The following is a 14,752-nucleotide window of genomic DNA, read 5'->3' as shown; positions in this document are numbered from 1 at the left end:
GTGTAAAACAAGTGTTTACTCATTTGTTTATTTATTGATAATCAGATGTTAAGAATTTTATTCTGGATTGCATCAAGTTTGTTTGCTGTAGTGCTACTTGGCCCAACAGCCTGCCAGCGCCCCGAGGCTAGCGTTGCTCAAAAGGCCCCAGCGCGACCCACCGATCAGGTGCTGGCCACCTACCATCAGAACCTGATCTTGCTCGATTCGGCGCTGGTGCGCCTGCAAAAAAGTGTGGCTACTAAAGCCCCAGTGGCCGCCCAGCGACGGGCGTTTCGGCAGGCACGGCAATGCTATAAGCAGCTAGAGTTTTTGGCTGAATACTATCAGGCTTCCTTAGCTAAACTGCTCAACGGTCCGGCCATTATTGAAGTGGCCGACTACGACCAGGAGCAGCGCCAGATTATGCCGGAGGGCTTGCAGGTAATCGAAACCTACTTCTACCCCGAAGCCTACGCCCCCGACCAGCACGCCGAACTGCTCAACCAATTAGCCCTAATGCGTAGCTCCCTGCGCGGCCTGCGCAACTCAGCCGATATCTTGGTGCTCACCGACCGGCACGTGTTCGACGCCCTGCGCCTAGGTGTGTTCCGCATCGTGACCCTAGGCCTGCCCGGCTTCGATACGCCCGCTACGCCCGAAGCGGCGGTGCCTGAGGCCGTGGCCAGCTTGCAGGCTCTACGCGCCGCGCTGGCTGCCTATACGCCCGCCCTGCGGACTCGCGATGCGGCCCTGGCTGAGCGCCTTAATAAGACGTTGACCACCAGCATAAATCATTTAAAACGCTCACCTGCCGCCGACTTCGACCAGCTCACCTTTTTGACCAAATACGCTAATCCTTTATCGGAGCAGTTGCGGGCGGCGCAGCTGGCCCTAGGCATTCCGGAGTTTACGGAGGCGCGCGCCTTACGGGCTAGCGCCGCTACGCTGTTCGATTCGACCGCCTTCAACGCCGATTATTTTGCCCCCCAGAGCGATGCGCGCACCACGCCGGCGCAGGTAGCGCTGGGCCAGCAGCTATTTTTTGATCCGGTGCTGTCGGGCAACGGCGGGCGGAGTTGTGCTTCCTGCCACCAGCCCTCCCGCGGCTTTGCCGAAAACCGGGCCCGCAGCGTGGCTTTCGCCGGCAAGGGAACGGTCAGCCGCAACGCTCCTACCCTGCTGAACGCCGCCCTGCAGCGCACCCAGTACCACGATGGCCGCCTCACCTACCTGGAAGACCAGGCTGCCGACGTACTGGCCAACCCCACTGAGATGCACGGCTCCCTAGCCCGCGCCGCCTCGCTCTTGCGCCAAAGCCCAGCCTATCGGGCCGCGTTTGCCAGCGCTTTTGAAACCCCGGACGCCACTGAGACAGCTATTACCGAAAACCAAGTACAGAAGGCGCTGGCCAGCTATGTCCGCTCCCTGGTGCGCCTCAACTCACCTTTTGACCGCTACGTGCGCGGCGAAACGGCCGTGCTGGATGCGGCGGGCCAACGCGGCTTCAACGTGTACATGGGCAAGGGCAAATGCGGCACTTGTCACTTTATGCCCCTCTTCAACGGCAACGTAGCCCCCACCTTCGACCGCACCGAAACCGAGATTCTGGGCGTGCCCGCCCAAGCCAGCCTCCACCCCACCGCCATCGACCCCGATCCGGGCAAGTTTCGCCTGCAAGGCATTGAGTGGCAGCGCCACGCCTTCAAAACGCCCACGCTGCGCAACATCGCCCTCACGGCCCCCTACATGCACAACGGCGCTTACAACACGCTGGAAGAAGTAATCGAGTTCTACGACCAAGGCGGCGGCGCAGGCCTAGGCCTCGACGTGCCCAACCAAACCCTCCCTCCCGATAAGCTCAACCTCACCAAAGCCGAAAAAAGTGACCTGCTAGCCTTCCTCCACGCTCTCACCGATACCACCAACACCCAAAAAGCCCCCCAGCGCCTACCAGACTTTCCGGCGGGTATGGCTCAGCTGAATAAGCGAGTTGTGGGGGGAAAATATTAGCTTAAGAAACGTTTGCGGAATAAGTATAATAGTAGTCCAACGGGCGGTCATGCGGAGCAGAGCGAAGCATCTCGCGTGCAGTCGTCAGGGTTATTCTTGCAACGAGGCAAGCAAGATGCTTCGCTCTGCTCTGCATGGCGTTCTAGAATTGTAGGTGTATCAGGGTTTTTCTTACACTCACACCACATTACCTCCCAACAGACCCGCGTACCAGTGGCCGGAGTCTTTCACAGTGCGCTGCTGGGTGTCGTAGTCCACCCGGACTAAACCGAATCGCTGGTTGTAGCCCTCGGCCCACTCGAAATTATCGGTGAATGACCAGGTGAAATAGCCGTCTACCGGTATGCCTTCGCGCTTGGCGCGGAGCACCTGGCCTATGCAGGCGCGCAGGTAGGCCTGGCGGGCAACGTCGGGTACGCGGCCGGCTACTAGTTCGTCGGGGAAGGCGGCACCGTTTTCGGTTACGAGCAGGCGGGGGGCATTTTTATAGCTACTTAACTGCTTGAGCATGTGATAGATGCTCTCGGGATACACCTCCCAGCCCATGGTGGTGTGGGGCACGCCGCGCTGGGCGGCGCCTACTAGCTTGGCCCACACCAGCGGCACGTAGGGCGAGTGACGCACTACCTCGCGGGTATAGTTTTGAATGCCCAGAAAGTCGAAGTCGAAGGGCAGGAGTTGCTCGTCGCCGGGCTTTACGTAGCGGTCGAGCCAGCCGAGCACGGGCGCCTCGGCCACGGGGTAGCCCAGGCCCAGTGCCGGCTCCACGAAGAGGCGATTGAGAATGGCATTGGCGCGGGCCGTAGCACGCTGGTCGCGGGCCAAATGAGGGCGCCAGGGCGTAACATAGGAGCAGGAAAACGTGGTGCCGATTTGGGCGGTGGCCGGTAGCGCGGCGCGCAAAGCTCGCCCACCTTCGGCCTGAGCTAGGGCGGCGTGATGGGTGCTTGATAAAAAGGCCCCCAGCCCCCGCCGGCCGGGTGCGTGAATGCCAATCATGTGGCCCGCACCCGTAAATACCATGGGCTCGTTGAGCACCATCCAGTGCTGCACCCGGTCGCCAAGGCGAGCAGCCACGTGCTTGGCATAATCGGCAAACCAGCCCGCGATGCTGCGGTTGGTCCAGCCGCCACGCTGCTGCAGGGCGGCGGGCAAATCCCAGTGGTAGAGCGTGGGCCAGGGTGTGAGGCCACGCTCTAGGCAGCCATCCACCAACCGATCATAGAAATCCAACCCTCTGGTGTTCAGCGTACCTGTTCCCTGAGGCAACACCCGCGACCACGCCACCGAAAACCGAAAGTTGGGAATATGAAGCTCGCGCAGCAAGTTCAGATCAGAGGGCCAGCGGTGGTAGAAATCGGTGGCTATGCGGCCGTGTTCCCCACCTCGGATTTTCTTGGGCCGCCGCACAAATTCGTCCCAGATGCTGGGACCTTTACCATCGGCATCCCAGGCCCCTTCGGTCTGGTAGGCCGCGGCCGCCACACCCCACTTAAAATCAGGACCAAAATCGGCACGGGAATAGGTCTGGGGGGCGTTTTCGGGAAAGAAAGCTGCGGGTAAGGCAGCAGCGGAATCAGGCATTCAAACGATTACTAAATAAAGCAGACGACACTGGTAAAGCGCCACCCTGCAGGCAGACTTTTGTAGCTAGGCTTACGAAAAAATATACGACTAAGCCGACTGGTTGCTATGCGCAAAAAAACGACTTTTGGGCCTACCAGAAAGTTGATTTTTGATTTGAATCCGTTTATTGATCTTGATATTTGGTCGGATCTGCTTACTACTAGTCAGTAGGTATAAGGGAAATCAAGGTCATTAGGTACAATCCAAAATGGCCTTTAAATAGCATGTTGCATGCAATTTCTTGTGCTTTTGAAAACTCGAAGTAGCTGATTAATTGCTAGGTTATGAATCTGAACGCTTTATTAGGAATAACAGGACTTAGTTTGCTCGCATTTGTGGCTGCTTTTGCCTTTGGCCGCCTCCACCGCTCAGCGCCAAGTGCTACGTCCCCCACAGCGGGCTACGTAGCCAGTCAGCGCCTAAACGAGCGGCAGCCGCAGTCAACTGCCACCCGCAGCTCCATGACCAACGTAGACTCGATGGCCGATGAAGATCCAAGCCAAAGCACATCCGACGAGGCAGATTTTTCGGAGTCAGCCACCGCCCTTGCTAAGGAATATGCCGAGCCAGCGGCGGCGCGGCCTGCAACGCCATCTGCCGCTGAAAAGGCTGCCGCCAGGAAGCGCGCCACCGAAAACCGCATAGCCGTAGCTGCGCGCCGCGCCCACGCGGACCAACTCCCCGATGATTTCAAAAAATACTATGCCCAGGAGTTGCCCGAAGATGCCATCTCCGACGAGCTCAATGTGCGGGCCCGCGTTTCGGGCGAGCAGGCGGAGGTTATTACGCTTTCCTCGCCGGCTTTTAATTCCGAAAACAAGGATTTTGTGCTCCAGCAAGTACGCAGTGAGCTCACGGAGTTGGGCTTTAAGCGAGTATATATCACCAATGGCAAGGGGTTTAGAACCAAAACGGGCCTATAGCAGCCGGGCGGCACGGCGCAGCTTACTTCAGATGCTCCCGTAACAGTTTGTCCAGCACAGCAGCGGTTTCGTCGGGGTAATGTACGGGGATGGGTTTGCTGTACTGCAGCCACTGATCGAGGCCATCGAGGTGCTTGTCTTTAAGGCTTTTGATTACTGGCACTCCCAGTTTGCCCAAGGCAGCAGCGTTGCAGGCCTGCTCATACTGATTTTTCATTGGCACTACGGCCAGCTTTTTACCTAAAAACAGCGCTTCAGCGGGCGTTTCGAAGCCGGCACCGCAGAGCACGCCAGCGCTACGCGCTAGGCTATCGGTGAAGGCCGCGCCGCTCACGGGGCGCACGCGTACGTTGCCGTGCTCCGCTTCTTGCTTGCTGTGCTTACTGAACACCTCCCAGCGCGTAGTGCGGCTAAGGTAGCGCAGGCGCGCCACCAGGGTTTCTTCGTCGTAGGCCGGCAGGTACACGGTGTAGTGCTCCTCATTGGTGGGCGTCAGCTCGCGCACCTGACTTCGGATTACAGGCGTGTGGGTACCGTGGTCGTAGCGCTCGAAGTGGAAGCCGTAGTGGGCCGTGACTGGGGCGTAATGTTTTAACACCGTGCGGCCCACTACGTCAGGGCGCTTGGGCCGGGGGGCATTTTTAGTCAGCACCGCGCTTTGGTGGCTTAGGGAAATGCATGGTACGTTGCGCAGCTTACAAGCCCAGGCCGACACTGGCTCGAAGTCATTGATAACCAAATCATACTGCTCTACTGGCAGCTGACGCATTTCACGCACGAAGGCAGGGGCATTTACTTGTCCAAATGTTTTGGAGAAGCTTATTCCACCTTTTTTCCCAAACACGAACCCCATACCGTGAAACTGGTATTTCACCGGAAATGGCAATGCCAGATCGGCGGGCGGACCGCTCACGAGCACATCGAGGTGGGAAGCGCGCTCCTGGAGCAGAGGAATAATATCGCGGGCCCGGCTTAGGTGGCCGTTGCCTGTGCCTTGAATGGCGTAAAGGATACGGGGCAAGGATGAAGATTTTGAGGTTAAAAAAGAAGGGGCCACTGCTGAGCTAGCAGCCTCCTGCTATTTCGACATTTATTTGGGTTATGTAAAAATCATGTTGCTTAATAGAGGAGCGCAGCAGGCTTCCAGACCAAGTGTTAGTTCGACTCCAAAGCAGTACTAGCACATTAGGCCCTCTCCCCTACTTGCCGCTCATAATTTCCTCAAACAGCGCCGCTTCTAGGGCGCCATCTGTCTCATCGGTGTCAGCATCAGAATAAGCTTCTACATCGGCGGGCTGCTGCATGAGCGGGTCGTCGGCGTAACGGTAGAGTTGCCAGCCGGTGTCGGCGCGGTACTCTAGGGCGGTTAGATTTTCGACCCAATCGCCAGAATTAAGGTAGGTCACCTCGCCTTTCTGCGTAACAATGGTCTTTATTTCGGGGCAATGAATGTGCCCGCAGGCCACGTAGCGGTAGCCTTCGTCGGCGGCAATACCGGCGGCAGTTTGCTCAAAGTTGCTCACCAGACTTACGGCGCCTTTTACTCTATCTTTCACAGCTTTGGATAGTGCCACGCGGGGCCGGCCCATTTTCTGTAGCATGAAATTGACCAGTCGGTTGAGCAGAATCAGCGCATCGTAGCCTTGGGCGCCCAGTTTGGCTAGCCATTTGGAGTGCTGCATGGTTACATCGAACACGTCACCGTGAAACATCCAGACTTTGCCGTCGCCGGGCAGGTCGAGCACCAGCTTGTTGGCGATGCTGAGCGCCCCTAGACGAGTGCCGGTGAATTTGCGCAGCAGCTCGTCGTGGTTGCCAGTGAGGTAATGAATAGGTGTGCCCTTGGCGGCCAGGCCAGCCAGGTGGCGCACCACCCGCATATGAGCTGCCGGCCAGTAGCTTTTACTGAATTGCCAGATATCAACAATGTCGCCGTTGAGGACTAATACTTTAGGCCGAATACTCTTGAGGTAGCGCAGCAGCTCTTCGGCGTGGCAGCCATAGGTACCCAGGTGCACGTCGGAAATGACGGCCACGGCCACGCGGCGACCTTTGGCGGCTTTCTTTTTCTTTCCCATTAGTAGGCGGCAGTGCGATGGTGGGCCGGAGATGCTGGCGACAAATTCCGGCCTCTGGGGGGCAAAATCGGAGTTTGCGACGCCGTGTGTCCGCCGAAGCTAAACGGAAAACGCCCCCTAGCGAGGGCGCGCAGCCCAAAGGCTATGAGCAGTGCTGCTTGACAGCCGGCGTACGCCAACCACCGCACCAAACGGCGCAGCAGCGGCAGAGAAAGAGGAGCGTGCATAAGCCAAAGCAGATTTACCCGCTGCAAAGGTCGGGGCGGCCTATGACGCCAGCGTTACGTGGGTATTATGGGTTTGTCACGCTTTTTGCTACGGCCCGGCTAGGCCGTTAAGCTGAAGCTTAGCGCTGCACTTTACTCCTGCATCTACCGCGCTACAGCGCACTCCATTTCCTTTCTTACTTATCCCATGAAAAAACTTTTACTCCTCTGCTGCCTCCTCTCTTCTTTTGCTGCTACGGCCCAAAAAAGCCAAAAATCCAAGGAGAAAGAAAAAGAGAAGGAAGAGCGCAAGCAGCGCTATATGATCCCCCAAAAGGATAAGGACTGCGCCTACATTTCCAACGTCACCAAGAATACCGGCGAAGACTCGGAAGCGGCTGGTACCGCCACACGTCTAGCATACCGCCCTTACGAAGAGCTCCTCACCGAAATCAACGCTCTGCGCAAGATGAACAACTGGGCCGACACGACGTATCAACGCCGCTTCAACAGCCTGCCTGCTGGCGGTAACCTAGTGATAACCATGTATCGGCGCGGGGCCTCAAATGCTGACCCGAGCTTGCTTACCATCACGGCGAAGAATAAAGCCGGCGAAGAAGTCTACAACCAAACTCCCGCCCCTGGTAACGGCCGCTTCTGGAACCGTGACTTATACAAGAGTGAGCGTACTATTCCATTTGTTAAAACCGAAACGCCCCAGCCCCTAACCGTCATCATCACCGACGCTAAGCTTCAGCAGAATTTCGAGTACGTGGTAGATCCTAAGGGCTAGAGCTAATAAATAGACCGTCATGCAGTGGCGGAGCCGAAGCATCTCGCGTGCTGATGAGGGGCTACTAACCTTACTAAACACGCGAGATGCTTCGGCTCCGCCTCTGCATGACGGTTTACTATAAATGTCCTTATCCCTTCGCCTTCCGCAATTGCGCCCACTGCACAGCTATTAGCGTCTTGGCATCTTGCAACGGCTCTGCAATCAACTCGTCCCAGGTAAATTCTTCCGCCGTTATCTTTTCGCCCTCGCTGGCCTCACCCCCGCCGGGGGCGATTTTTTGGCTTACCTCGGCGTAATAAATGGTAATGCGCTCCGCATTTGCCCCCGGTGAAGGGTATATCTGGATTATTTGTTCTAAATGATCAACTTTGTACCCTAACTCTTCTTTAATTTCACGGCGCAGCGCCTCCTCCGGGCTCTCACCCTCCTTGTCGAGCATGCCGGCTGGCAGCTCCAATACGTCAGCCTCGGCCCCTACACGGAACTGACGGACCAATGGATAGCGTTGGCGGGTGGTATCCAGTACCAAGGCCGCCACGGCCTCACCGGGCTCGAACCGGATGCGCTGGTACTCCTCGGAGCCATCCTGCACCGTGAGTTCACTAAGTTTGTAAAAGCCTTCGTAGAGGATTTTCCGGTCCTTTATGTTCATAGGTCGTAAGCTTGGCGTGTAAACGTTGAATTTTATCGGAAATAACTGAACCAGGCGCGGCGCTTGGCTCCGGTTATACGTTCAACCGCCGCAATCCGCTTACGCTCCCGGCACCGCTGGGGGGCTTTTTCTCTTTTTCGACCGGTTTCTGAAGCCGCGTTTTTGTCGGCTGCCGCCTGCTGTATTAGTTAGGGGTGGCTCCTTTTATCTTTTTCAATGTCATTCGACGAACTCAATCTGATTGATCCTATCCTCCGTGCTCTGCACGAGGAAGGTTACACTACGCCCACCCCCATTCAGCAGCAAGCTATTCCGCAGGTGCTGGAAGGCCACGATTTGTTGGGCGTTGCCCAGACGGGCACCGGCAAAACCGCTGCCTTTACTGTTCCAATTCTTCAAATTTTAACCCAGACAGCTAAAGTAGCGCACGTGTCACACTCGCGCATTCGCTGCCTGGTGCTCACGCCTACCCGCGAGCTGGCCATTCAGATTGGCGAAAGCTTCGCCGCCTACGGCCGTCATTTGCCGCTGCGCCACACCGTTATTTTCGGTGGCGTGGGTCAATTGCCCCAAACTAACGCGCTGCGTCGCGGCGTAGAAGTTCTTATCGCTACGCCCGGCCGTCTGCTCGACTTGATGAACCAGGGCTTCGTAGACCTGCGCCACGTAGAAGTATTCGTGCTCGATGAAGCCGACCGTATGCTGGACATGGGCTTTATCAACGATATCAAGCGTGTGCTGCCCAAGCTGCCTACCGCTCGCCAGACCCTGTTCTTCTCGGCTACCATGCCGGGCCCTATTCAAGAACTGGCCAGCACAATTCTGAAACCAAACCCGGTAAAAGTGGCCGTTACGCCTGTGTCAAGCACGGCCGACACGGTTTCGCAAGCCGTGTACATGGTCGATAAGCACGACAAGGCCGACTTGCTGGAGCATTTGCTTTCTGACAAGAATATCCGCCGCGTGCTCGTGTTTACGCGCACCAAGCACGGGGCCGATAAAGTGGTAAAAACGTTGGTAAAAGCTGACATTGCCGCGGAAGCCATTCACGGCAACAAGTCGCAGAATCACCGTCAGCGCGCTTTATCTAACTTTAAAGCTGGCAGCATCCGCGTACTGGTCGCCACCGACATTGCCGCCCGCGGCATCGACGTGGACGAGCTGACGCACGTTATCAACTACGAAATCCCGAACGAGCCCGAAACCTATGTGCACCGTATCGGTCGCACAGGCCGGGCCGGGGCCAATGGTATTGCCCTTTCATTCTGCGAAGACGAAGAGCGCGCTTACTTACAAGATATCCAAAAGCTGATTCGTCGGCAGATCGATGTGGCTACGCACCCTTTCCGTTCCACAGCTATTGCGCCGGTACTGCTGAACGGCCGCGAATCTATTCCGCGTCCCAAAGGACCTGCTGGTCGGCCCGCCCGTCCTGGCCGCGAAGGTGGCGGTGGCGGTCGTCCACCACGAGCTGGAGCTGAGGCCTCAAGCCGGGGCGGTCAGGGCCACTCTCGCCCTGCTGCTGGTCCTCGGTCCTCTTCTTCCCGCCCGGCCGGTTCTAGGCCTGCGGGTGAGCGGTCGAGCAGCGGTGGCAACGCTGGGGGGCAAAATCGTCGGCGCTACGGCAGCGGCGACAATGGCCGATAAGCTATAACCCGAAAGCGGGGTCGACTCTGAGTCGGCCCCGCTTTTTTCATGAAACAAAACCCTGTTCTTTCGCCTTATAACCCCGGAAGTCGTTTAGAACTTGTCTTAACCCGATCTACCAATCTTATGGCTAAGAGCACACTCCCCGTTATTCAGGCCCTGCGCGATACGGCCCAGCGCCTCGCCACCCAAGCTCCTTATCAATGGGGCCACATGGGTAGCTGCAACTGTGGCCACCTCGCCCAAACCATCACGCGCCTCACGAAAGCGGAGATTCACGCCCGCGCCATGCAGCGCTACGGCGACTGGGAGCGGCAGCTCATCGACTATTGCCCCACCAGCGGCCTGCCCATCGATCAAACTATCGATGAAATGTTGGCCTTGGGTTTCTCCCGCCAAGATCTTACCCATCTCGAACGCCTTGGCGACCCTGCTATTCGGGCGGCCATTCCCTTTGAGCGCCGCAACGCCCTGCGCCACAACCAGCGCGACGACGTAGTGCTTTACCTACGTACTTGGGCCGACTTGCTGGAGAACAACCTCCTGGCCGGCATTAGTCTCCCCGATTTTGCCCCCCAGCCTGCCCCGGTCCCGACCAAAGAGACTGAGCAACTTGTTTTGGCCATGAATAGCTAACGGTCGCCCTATTTCGACTCACAATATAAAAGCAATGCAGAAGCCCCACCTGACTTACGTCGGGTGGGGCTTCTGGCTTTATGATCGTTTATATAAACAAGCTAGCTACAACCGCAGGACTAGCCCACAGGCAGGCTAGACTACTGCTGAATAGACGGCTCGCTGCTTTGAGCCTTACGGTACATCTCGGTGCGGTGTGCCCGCTTGTAGGCCGCGTCAGCGTCAGGATCCTCCTCGGCATTTGGGGGTACTGAGCAGGACGTCAGGAAAAGCGAAGCGCAGGAGGCAAACAGCAGAAGCAGACGGAATTTTTTCATGCCCCAAAGGTAAGCACCCCTATCAAAACTCCCAACTGCTGTGCTAAGTGAAAGAGCAACTTAAATGAAAGAGCAACTTAAAGCATATAACAAAATTTCTATAGCCAATCCCTGCTATACTTAAGCTAGCAGCAGCCTCGTCAGCACAAGTTCAGTAGATAACATTTGACAACACAGGCTCAATATGAGTAAGTCAAATAAGACTGAATAGGTAAGAAATATAAGGCTGAAGCGCTAATGCAATAAGCGCTAAGATTTGCAGCCGATTTAAGACTATTGCCAAGGGTTTTAGCGAAGCCAAGAGCATCTAGCACTTTCACTTTTAACATGAAATAACCATGTCAAAAGGCTTAGCAATTCCTAGAAAAAGAATTTTGGATCACAACCAATTAATTATAGGGAGCCTTTTGCAATTAGGCAATAAAGTTAAGGCATATCCAATAGCGGCTAACTACTACTATCTATACTTTTACTAAATTAATATAAACATCTGATTTACAAATATGTATAACTATCATATATGTAAAACTATATTTATTTCAAAAACACGTTTTCAAGTATAACTATCCCTATTGACGTAAGTCTTAGAAGTACATACAAGTTATAGATAAATCACCTTTTCTCCACGACGATAACACCTGCTGAAATTGGCTTGTGTCAATTGTACTTCGGGTAGTATAAAAGACTCAAAGGCCCCTATATAGCCCATTAGGGAATTGGGTCTTATAAGACTCAATAACAGGGATATATGTGTACGTAAACAGCACGTATTAGGCGCTCTCAGCTAGAGATACGAGATAGAATGACTAAACAGTTCGAGGCTTTAATTCAGCATTAGCAATGCACTAGCTGGGCATCTCCGGCTGGTATGCAGAAAAGGTGCCATCATGATAAAAAATCACAATGCGACGAATCGTTTTGCCTGGCTCTGCGAAAGCTGACAGTAGATCGGGAGAGGAGGGCGCGGGGGCAGCAGGCACCTGGGGGGCATTTTGCGGCGCGGCTACAGCTACTGCTGGCGCTGGCTGAGCTTCCGCAACGGGTGGAGTGGGCCGAGGCGCCTGTAGGCTTTCAGGGGAAGATGCAAAATTAAGCACAGGCTCACTATATCCAGGAGGCGGTGGGGCAGTTGCAACAGCTACTGGCTGGAGCTGGGCAGGAGGTAGTATAGTCGAAGCGAAAGGTGTAGAAGCCTCTGGTGCACGTGTTGCCGCGCGTTTAGGGCGCTGGGGGGCAGCTATTGGTACTGGGCTTGGTGGTGATACAGCATCCTCAGGGGCTGCTGGCGCTGGCGTAGTAGCTTGAGAAGCTACGGAAGCCAGCATGGGGCCTTGCCCACTCAAAAGCCATGGCAATGATATATCTGGAAAGGCCGCGATTATTTTCTGTACAACCTCAAGACTAGGCTTATTACGTCCGCTCAGTACATGGCTTATAATAGGCCGGGCAAGGCCTAGCGCATCAGCAAACTGAGTGGGACTCAACTGCCGTACCTGCAAAATCTGCCGAATGCGCTCAACCATAATGAACCGTGCCTAATGATTACAAATGTACGTGTAATACGGCAGATGTTGTTATAGTTAACATTAGTTACAATTATAAACAGCCATACTGCTGGATGACACTTTTGTTAACAATCATAATTACTTCTATCCATTGTTTACAATTGACAACAAGCTAGATTCTATGGTTTAGCCTCTTTGATTAAGCACAATCTATGACGCACATAGCTTGATTTTTGCCATCTATAGCTATCTATAATATCTTTCATCAATCATCCTCTAAGCCAACAGAAGGGGCCCGTTCAAAAAACAGCTAAAGACAAAAAGCCCCCCATACGGAGATCTCCGTATGGGGGGCTTTTTGTCTTTAGCTGCTTCCTTCGCTATAGGTAAAACCTGCTTCTCAGGAAGGCACGAGAGCGCCGTTAGCTAATTATTAAAGTACTGCTGGGCTAGCGCCTTATCATGACCATAAATGTCATCGCGGAAGTGCACGTTGCCGGCCTCATCGACCCAAGAAGTGAAGTAAACCAGGTACACGGGCAGCTTCTCATCTAGGGTGACGTACTTCTCCTCGCGGGCCTGAATGGTATTGAGGATACTCTCCCGATCCCAGCCTGGCTTGTTGCGCAGCAGATATTCGGCTAGCTTAATGGGCTCCTCTACGCGCACGCAACCGTGGCTAAAGCCGCGCTTGGTTTGGTTGAACAGCTCATCGTGAGGGGTGTCATGCAGGTAGATATCGTCGGAGTTCGGGAAGATAAACTTCACGTCGCCAAGGTCATTTTTAGGGCCAGGGCGCCGGCGTAAAGTGTACTTGAATGTCTTCTCGTTGACGTTGCTCCAGTCGATTGAACCGGGGTCCACAGGCACCGCTTTGGCGCCGTAGCCCTTCACTACCTCCATGTCTAGGTGGTCCAAATAGTTGGGGTCCCTAACCAGTTTAGGAGCAAGCTCTTTTTGGATAATGCTCATGGGCACGTTCCAGTACGGCGACAAAACAACGTACTCCATTTTGTCGCTAAACACGGGTGTAGCGTTCAAAGCTTTGCCCACGATTACCTTCATAGTGAGCACTTCTTTGTTGTCCTCAATGACGTGCAGCTTGTAATCAGGAATGTTAACCAGCAAATAATTTGGCTCGAAACGCTTCGGAATCCAGCGCCATCGCTCCATGTTCAGCATGATCTGGTCGATGCGAGTGGCCAACGGTACGTTGAGTAAGCGCAGGGTTTCGCCCCCTACTATACCGTCGGGCTTCAGGCCATTTTGGGTTTGAAACGCCTTTACAGCCTCGACCAATTCACCTTCATAAACCTGGGCTGGGGCGGCGTTAGTAGCTGGCGCGGATGCTCCACTCTTGTCGGCTACTGGCTGAATTGGGGTGCTCTCGGCGGCAGGCGCTGGCTCAGATTTGCCCCCCAACAGCCGCTGCCGCAACAGTGCTACGGCCGGCGATGAGCTGCCTGGCTTGAGCTTGGTATCGGCTGGAATGGTGGGCCAGCCGCCGTTACGCTGCAACGCACGATAGTCGGCTAAAGCCTTTTTCAGGGCATTGTATTCAGGGTGCAGGGGCTCGAACTCATAGTATGGATACGTGCTTTCCCGCTCCTGCAAAATCGTCATCAGCGCTTTGTGCAACTTGATTTTGTTACGCTTCACCCGCCAGTCGATGTTCTTAACCTCCCGCGGACTCACCGTGCCCCGATAAAAATCAGACGCCCAGTTGAAATACGTACCCGACAAGGCTACATCAATCTCCTTTTCCAAGGCATTGCGCTTGGTAGAGTCAGATTGAGCTGCCTCTAGATCAGCAAATAACTTATTGAAGTCCTTGACCTTATAATCTTTAGGGTCTAACCCTTCATCGGCGGCTTTTTCAATTACCCCCAGCATGGTCTTGGCTTGCGGTACAAGCTCATGGTTGCGAAACCAGCCCAATCGGTAGTCGCGCTCTTTGTAGAACTTCTTGCCCCACTCAAGCTGGTCTTTGAAAGCTGGTTCAGCATTCATCGCCTTCATGACGTAGACACTATCCAGCTTCGGCTGAGGGCCGCCTGCTTTGGTCAGCACGCCCGGCAAGGCATCCTTGATCTGAGCTTTCTGATCCTGGCTGCACGAGGTAGACGCAGTAAGAACCGTCAGGCCAATCAGCCAAACCAGAAAGGTGGATAGAAAAGAAAAGCGAACTAGAGATTTCATATGTAAATGGTGAAGCGTCAGAAGAAGGCAGCCAATGCCGAATAAACTCCTCAACAAAACCTAACTCAAGATAGGTCCTTGTCGGTAGCTTGGGCGTTCTACTGCATTCAGCCCTGCGAAGTTTCCGCCCGGCTCTGAATACGCCTCAGGTGGCAATATACACGATTTGCGCCTT

Annotated in this window: 13 protein-coding genes and 1 pseudogene; 5 read left to right on the top strand and 9 right to left on the bottom strand. The window is 54.8% G+C overall.

Annotated features, from left to right (window positions below; all coding sequences use genetic code 11):
- Positions 1 to 45: 45 nt before the first annotated feature.
- Positions 46 to 1,992: a cytochrome-c peroxidase gene (locus ACW9KT_RS08920; protein ID WP_457079461.1), complete on the top strand. Its 1,947-nt coding sequence runs from the start codon at positions 46 to 48 to the stop codon at positions 1,990 to 1,992.
- A 177-nt stretch (positions 1,993 to 2,169) separates the two neighbouring features.
- Here the strand turns inward: ACW9KT_RS08920 and ACW9KT_RS08915 are convergent, their stop codons facing one another.
- Positions 2,170 to 3,576 (bottom strand): GH1 family beta-glucosidase, encoded by a 1,407-nt coding sequence (locus tag ACW9KT_RS08915; RefSeq protein WP_457079459.1) that lies wholly within the window; start codon positions 3,574 to 3,576, stop codon positions 2,170 to 2,172.
- Between the two features lie 326 nt (positions 3,577 to 3,902).
- On the opposite strand from ACW9KT_RS08915, the gene ACW9KT_RS08910 reads away from it, so the two are divergent.
- The gene (locus ACW9KT_RS08910; protein ID WP_457079457.1) at positions 3,903 to 4,541 is read left to right on the top strand and encodes a hypothetical protein; all 639 of its coding nucleotides are present in this window, start codon (positions 3,903 to 3,905) and stop codon (positions 4,539 to 4,541) included.
- Positions 4,542 to 4,563: 22 nt separating this feature from the next.
- Here ACW9KT_RS08910 and ACW9KT_RS08905 read toward each other — a convergent pair whose 3' ends face one another.
- The 3 genes from ACW9KT_RS08905 to ACW9KT_RS08895 all read right to left on the bottom strand — a co-directional run bounded on the left by ACW9KT_RS08905 (position 4,564) and on the right by ACW9KT_RS08895 (position 6,846).
- Positions 4,564 to 5,562 (bottom strand): glycosyltransferase family protein, encoded by a 999-nt coding sequence (locus ACW9KT_RS08905; RefSeq protein WP_457079455.1) that lies wholly within the window; start codon positions 5,560 to 5,562, stop codon positions 4,564 to 4,566.
- 178 nt (positions 5,563 to 5,740) lie between these two features.
- Positions 5,741 to 6,619: a UDP-2,3-diacylglucosamine diphosphatase gene (locus tag ACW9KT_RS08900; protein WP_457079453.1), complete on the bottom strand. Its 879-nt coding sequence runs from the start codon at positions 6,617 to 6,619 to the stop codon at positions 5,741 to 5,743.
- Entirely contained in the window at positions 6,619 to 6,846 is a 228-nt protein-coding gene (locus ACW9KT_RS08895) for a hypothetical protein (RefSeq protein ID WP_457079451.1), read from the bottom strand. Before ACW9KT_RS08895 ends, ACW9KT_RS08900 begins: the two co-directional genes overlap by 1 nt.
- A gap of 187 nt (positions 6,847 to 7,033) precedes the next feature.
- On the opposite strand from ACW9KT_RS08895, the gene ACW9KT_RS08890 reads away from it, so the two are divergent.
- The gene (locus tag ACW9KT_RS08890) at positions 7,034 to 7,618 is read left to right on the top strand and encodes a hypothetical protein (protein ID WP_457079449.1); all 585 of its coding nucleotides are present in this window, start codon (positions 7,034 to 7,036) and stop codon (positions 7,616 to 7,618) included.
- Positions 7,619 to 7,748: 130 nt separating this feature from the next.
- On the opposite strand, the gene ACW9KT_RS08885 is transcribed toward ACW9KT_RS08890, so the two are convergent.
- Complete coding sequence (locus ACW9KT_RS08885; RefSeq protein WP_457079447.1) at positions 7,749 to 8,273, bottom strand: NUDIX domain-containing protein; 525 nt, start codon at positions 8,271 to 8,273, stop codon at positions 7,749 to 7,751.
- Between the two features lie 216 nt (positions 8,274 to 8,489).
- Between ACW9KT_RS08885 and ACW9KT_RS08880 the strand changes: the two genes are divergently transcribed.
- Both ACW9KT_RS08880 and ACW9KT_RS08875 read left to right on the top strand, forming a co-directional pair.
- Complete coding sequence (locus tag ACW9KT_RS08880; RefSeq protein WP_457079445.1) at positions 8,490 to 9,920, top strand: DEAD/DEAH box helicase; 1,431 nt, start codon at positions 8,490 to 8,492, stop codon at positions 9,918 to 9,920.
- A gap of 126 nt (positions 9,921 to 10,046) precedes the next feature.
- On the top strand, positions 10,047 to 10,556 hold the full coding sequence (locus ACW9KT_RS08875) for a hypothetical protein (RefSeq protein ID WP_457079443.1): 510 nt from the start codon (positions 10,047 to 10,049) through the stop codon (positions 10,554 to 10,556).
- A gap of 140 nt (positions 10,557 to 10,696) precedes the next feature.
- Here the strand turns inward: ACW9KT_RS08875 and ACW9KT_RS08870 are convergent, their stop codons facing one another.
- From ACW9KT_RS08870 to ACW9KT_RS08855, 4 genes and pseudogenes are all read right to left on the bottom strand, one after another.
- The gene (locus tag ACW9KT_RS08870) at positions 10,697 to 10,873 is read right to left on the bottom strand and encodes a hypothetical protein (protein ID WP_457079441.1); all 177 of its coding nucleotides are present in this window, start codon (positions 10,871 to 10,873) and stop codon (positions 10,697 to 10,699) included.
- An 845-nt stretch (positions 10,874 to 11,718) separates the two neighbouring features.
- The gene (locus tag ACW9KT_RS08865; RefSeq protein ID WP_457080188.1) at positions 11,719 to 11,970 is read right to left on the bottom strand and encodes a hypothetical protein; all 252 of its coding nucleotides are present in this window, start codon (positions 11,968 to 11,970) and stop codon (positions 11,719 to 11,721) included.
- A gap of 258 nt (positions 11,971 to 12,228) precedes the next feature.
- A pseudogene (locus ACW9KT_RS08860) lies at positions 12,229 to 12,396 on the bottom strand (helix-turn-helix domain-containing protein); the annotation flags it as partial.
- Between the two features lie 408 nt (positions 12,397 to 12,804).
- Positions 12,805 to 14,577, bottom strand: coding sequence for a L,D-transpeptidase family protein (locus ACW9KT_RS08855; protein ID WP_457079439.1), 1,773 nt, complete (start codon positions 14,575 to 14,577; stop codon positions 12,805 to 12,807).
- Positions 14,578 to 14,752 lie beyond the last annotated feature (175 nt).

The organism is Hymenobacter sp. HD11105, assembly GCF_054051685.1.
Note: the sequence above shows the minus strand (reverse complement) of the source record. Positions and strands in the feature narration are given on the sequence as shown.

Excerpts from the sequence above, each read along its gene's own strand:
- ACW9KT_RS08920 (WP_457079461.1), top strand. The coding sequence starts at position 46 with ATGTTAAGAATTTTATTCTGGATTGCATCAAGTTTGTTTGCTGTAGTG.
- ACW9KT_RS08915 (WP_457079459.1), bottom strand. The coding sequence starts at position 3,576 with ATGCCTGATTCCGCTGCTGCCTTACCCGCAGCTTTCTTTCCCGAAAAC.
- ACW9KT_RS08910 (WP_457079457.1), top strand. The coding sequence starts at position 3,903 with ATGAATCTGAACGCTTTATTAGGAATAACAGGACTTAGTTTGCTCGCA.
- ACW9KT_RS08900 (WP_457079453.1), bottom strand. The coding sequence starts at position 6,619 with ATGGGAAAGAAAAAGAAAGCCGCCAAAGGTCGCCGCGTGGCCGTGGCC.
- ACW9KT_RS08895 (WP_457079451.1), bottom strand. The coding sequence starts at position 6,846 with ATGCACGCTCCTCTTTCTCTGCCGCTGCTGCGCCGTTTGGTGCGGTGG.
- ACW9KT_RS08890 (WP_457079449.1), top strand. The coding sequence starts at position 7,034 with ATGAAAAAACTTTTACTCCTCTGCTGCCTCCTCTCTTCTTTTGCTGCT.
- ACW9KT_RS08885 (WP_457079447.1), bottom strand. The coding sequence starts at position 8,273 with ATGAACATAAAGGACCGGAAAATCCTCTACGAAGGCTTTTACAAACTT.
- ACW9KT_RS08880 (WP_457079445.1), top strand. The coding sequence starts at position 8,490 with ATGTCATTCGACGAACTCAATCTGATTGATCCTATCCTCCGTGCTCTG.
- ACW9KT_RS08875 (WP_457079443.1), top strand. The coding sequence starts at position 10,047 with ATGGCTAAGAGCACACTCCCCGTTATTCAGGCCCTGCGCGATACGGCC.
- ACW9KT_RS08870 (WP_457079441.1), bottom strand. The coding sequence starts at position 10,873 with ATGAAAAAATTCCGTCTGCTTCTGCTGTTTGCCTCCTGCGCTTCGCTT.
- ACW9KT_RS08855 (WP_457079439.1), bottom strand. The coding sequence starts at position 14,577 with ATGAAATCTCTAGTTCGCTTTTCTTTTCTATCCACCTTTCTGGTTTGG.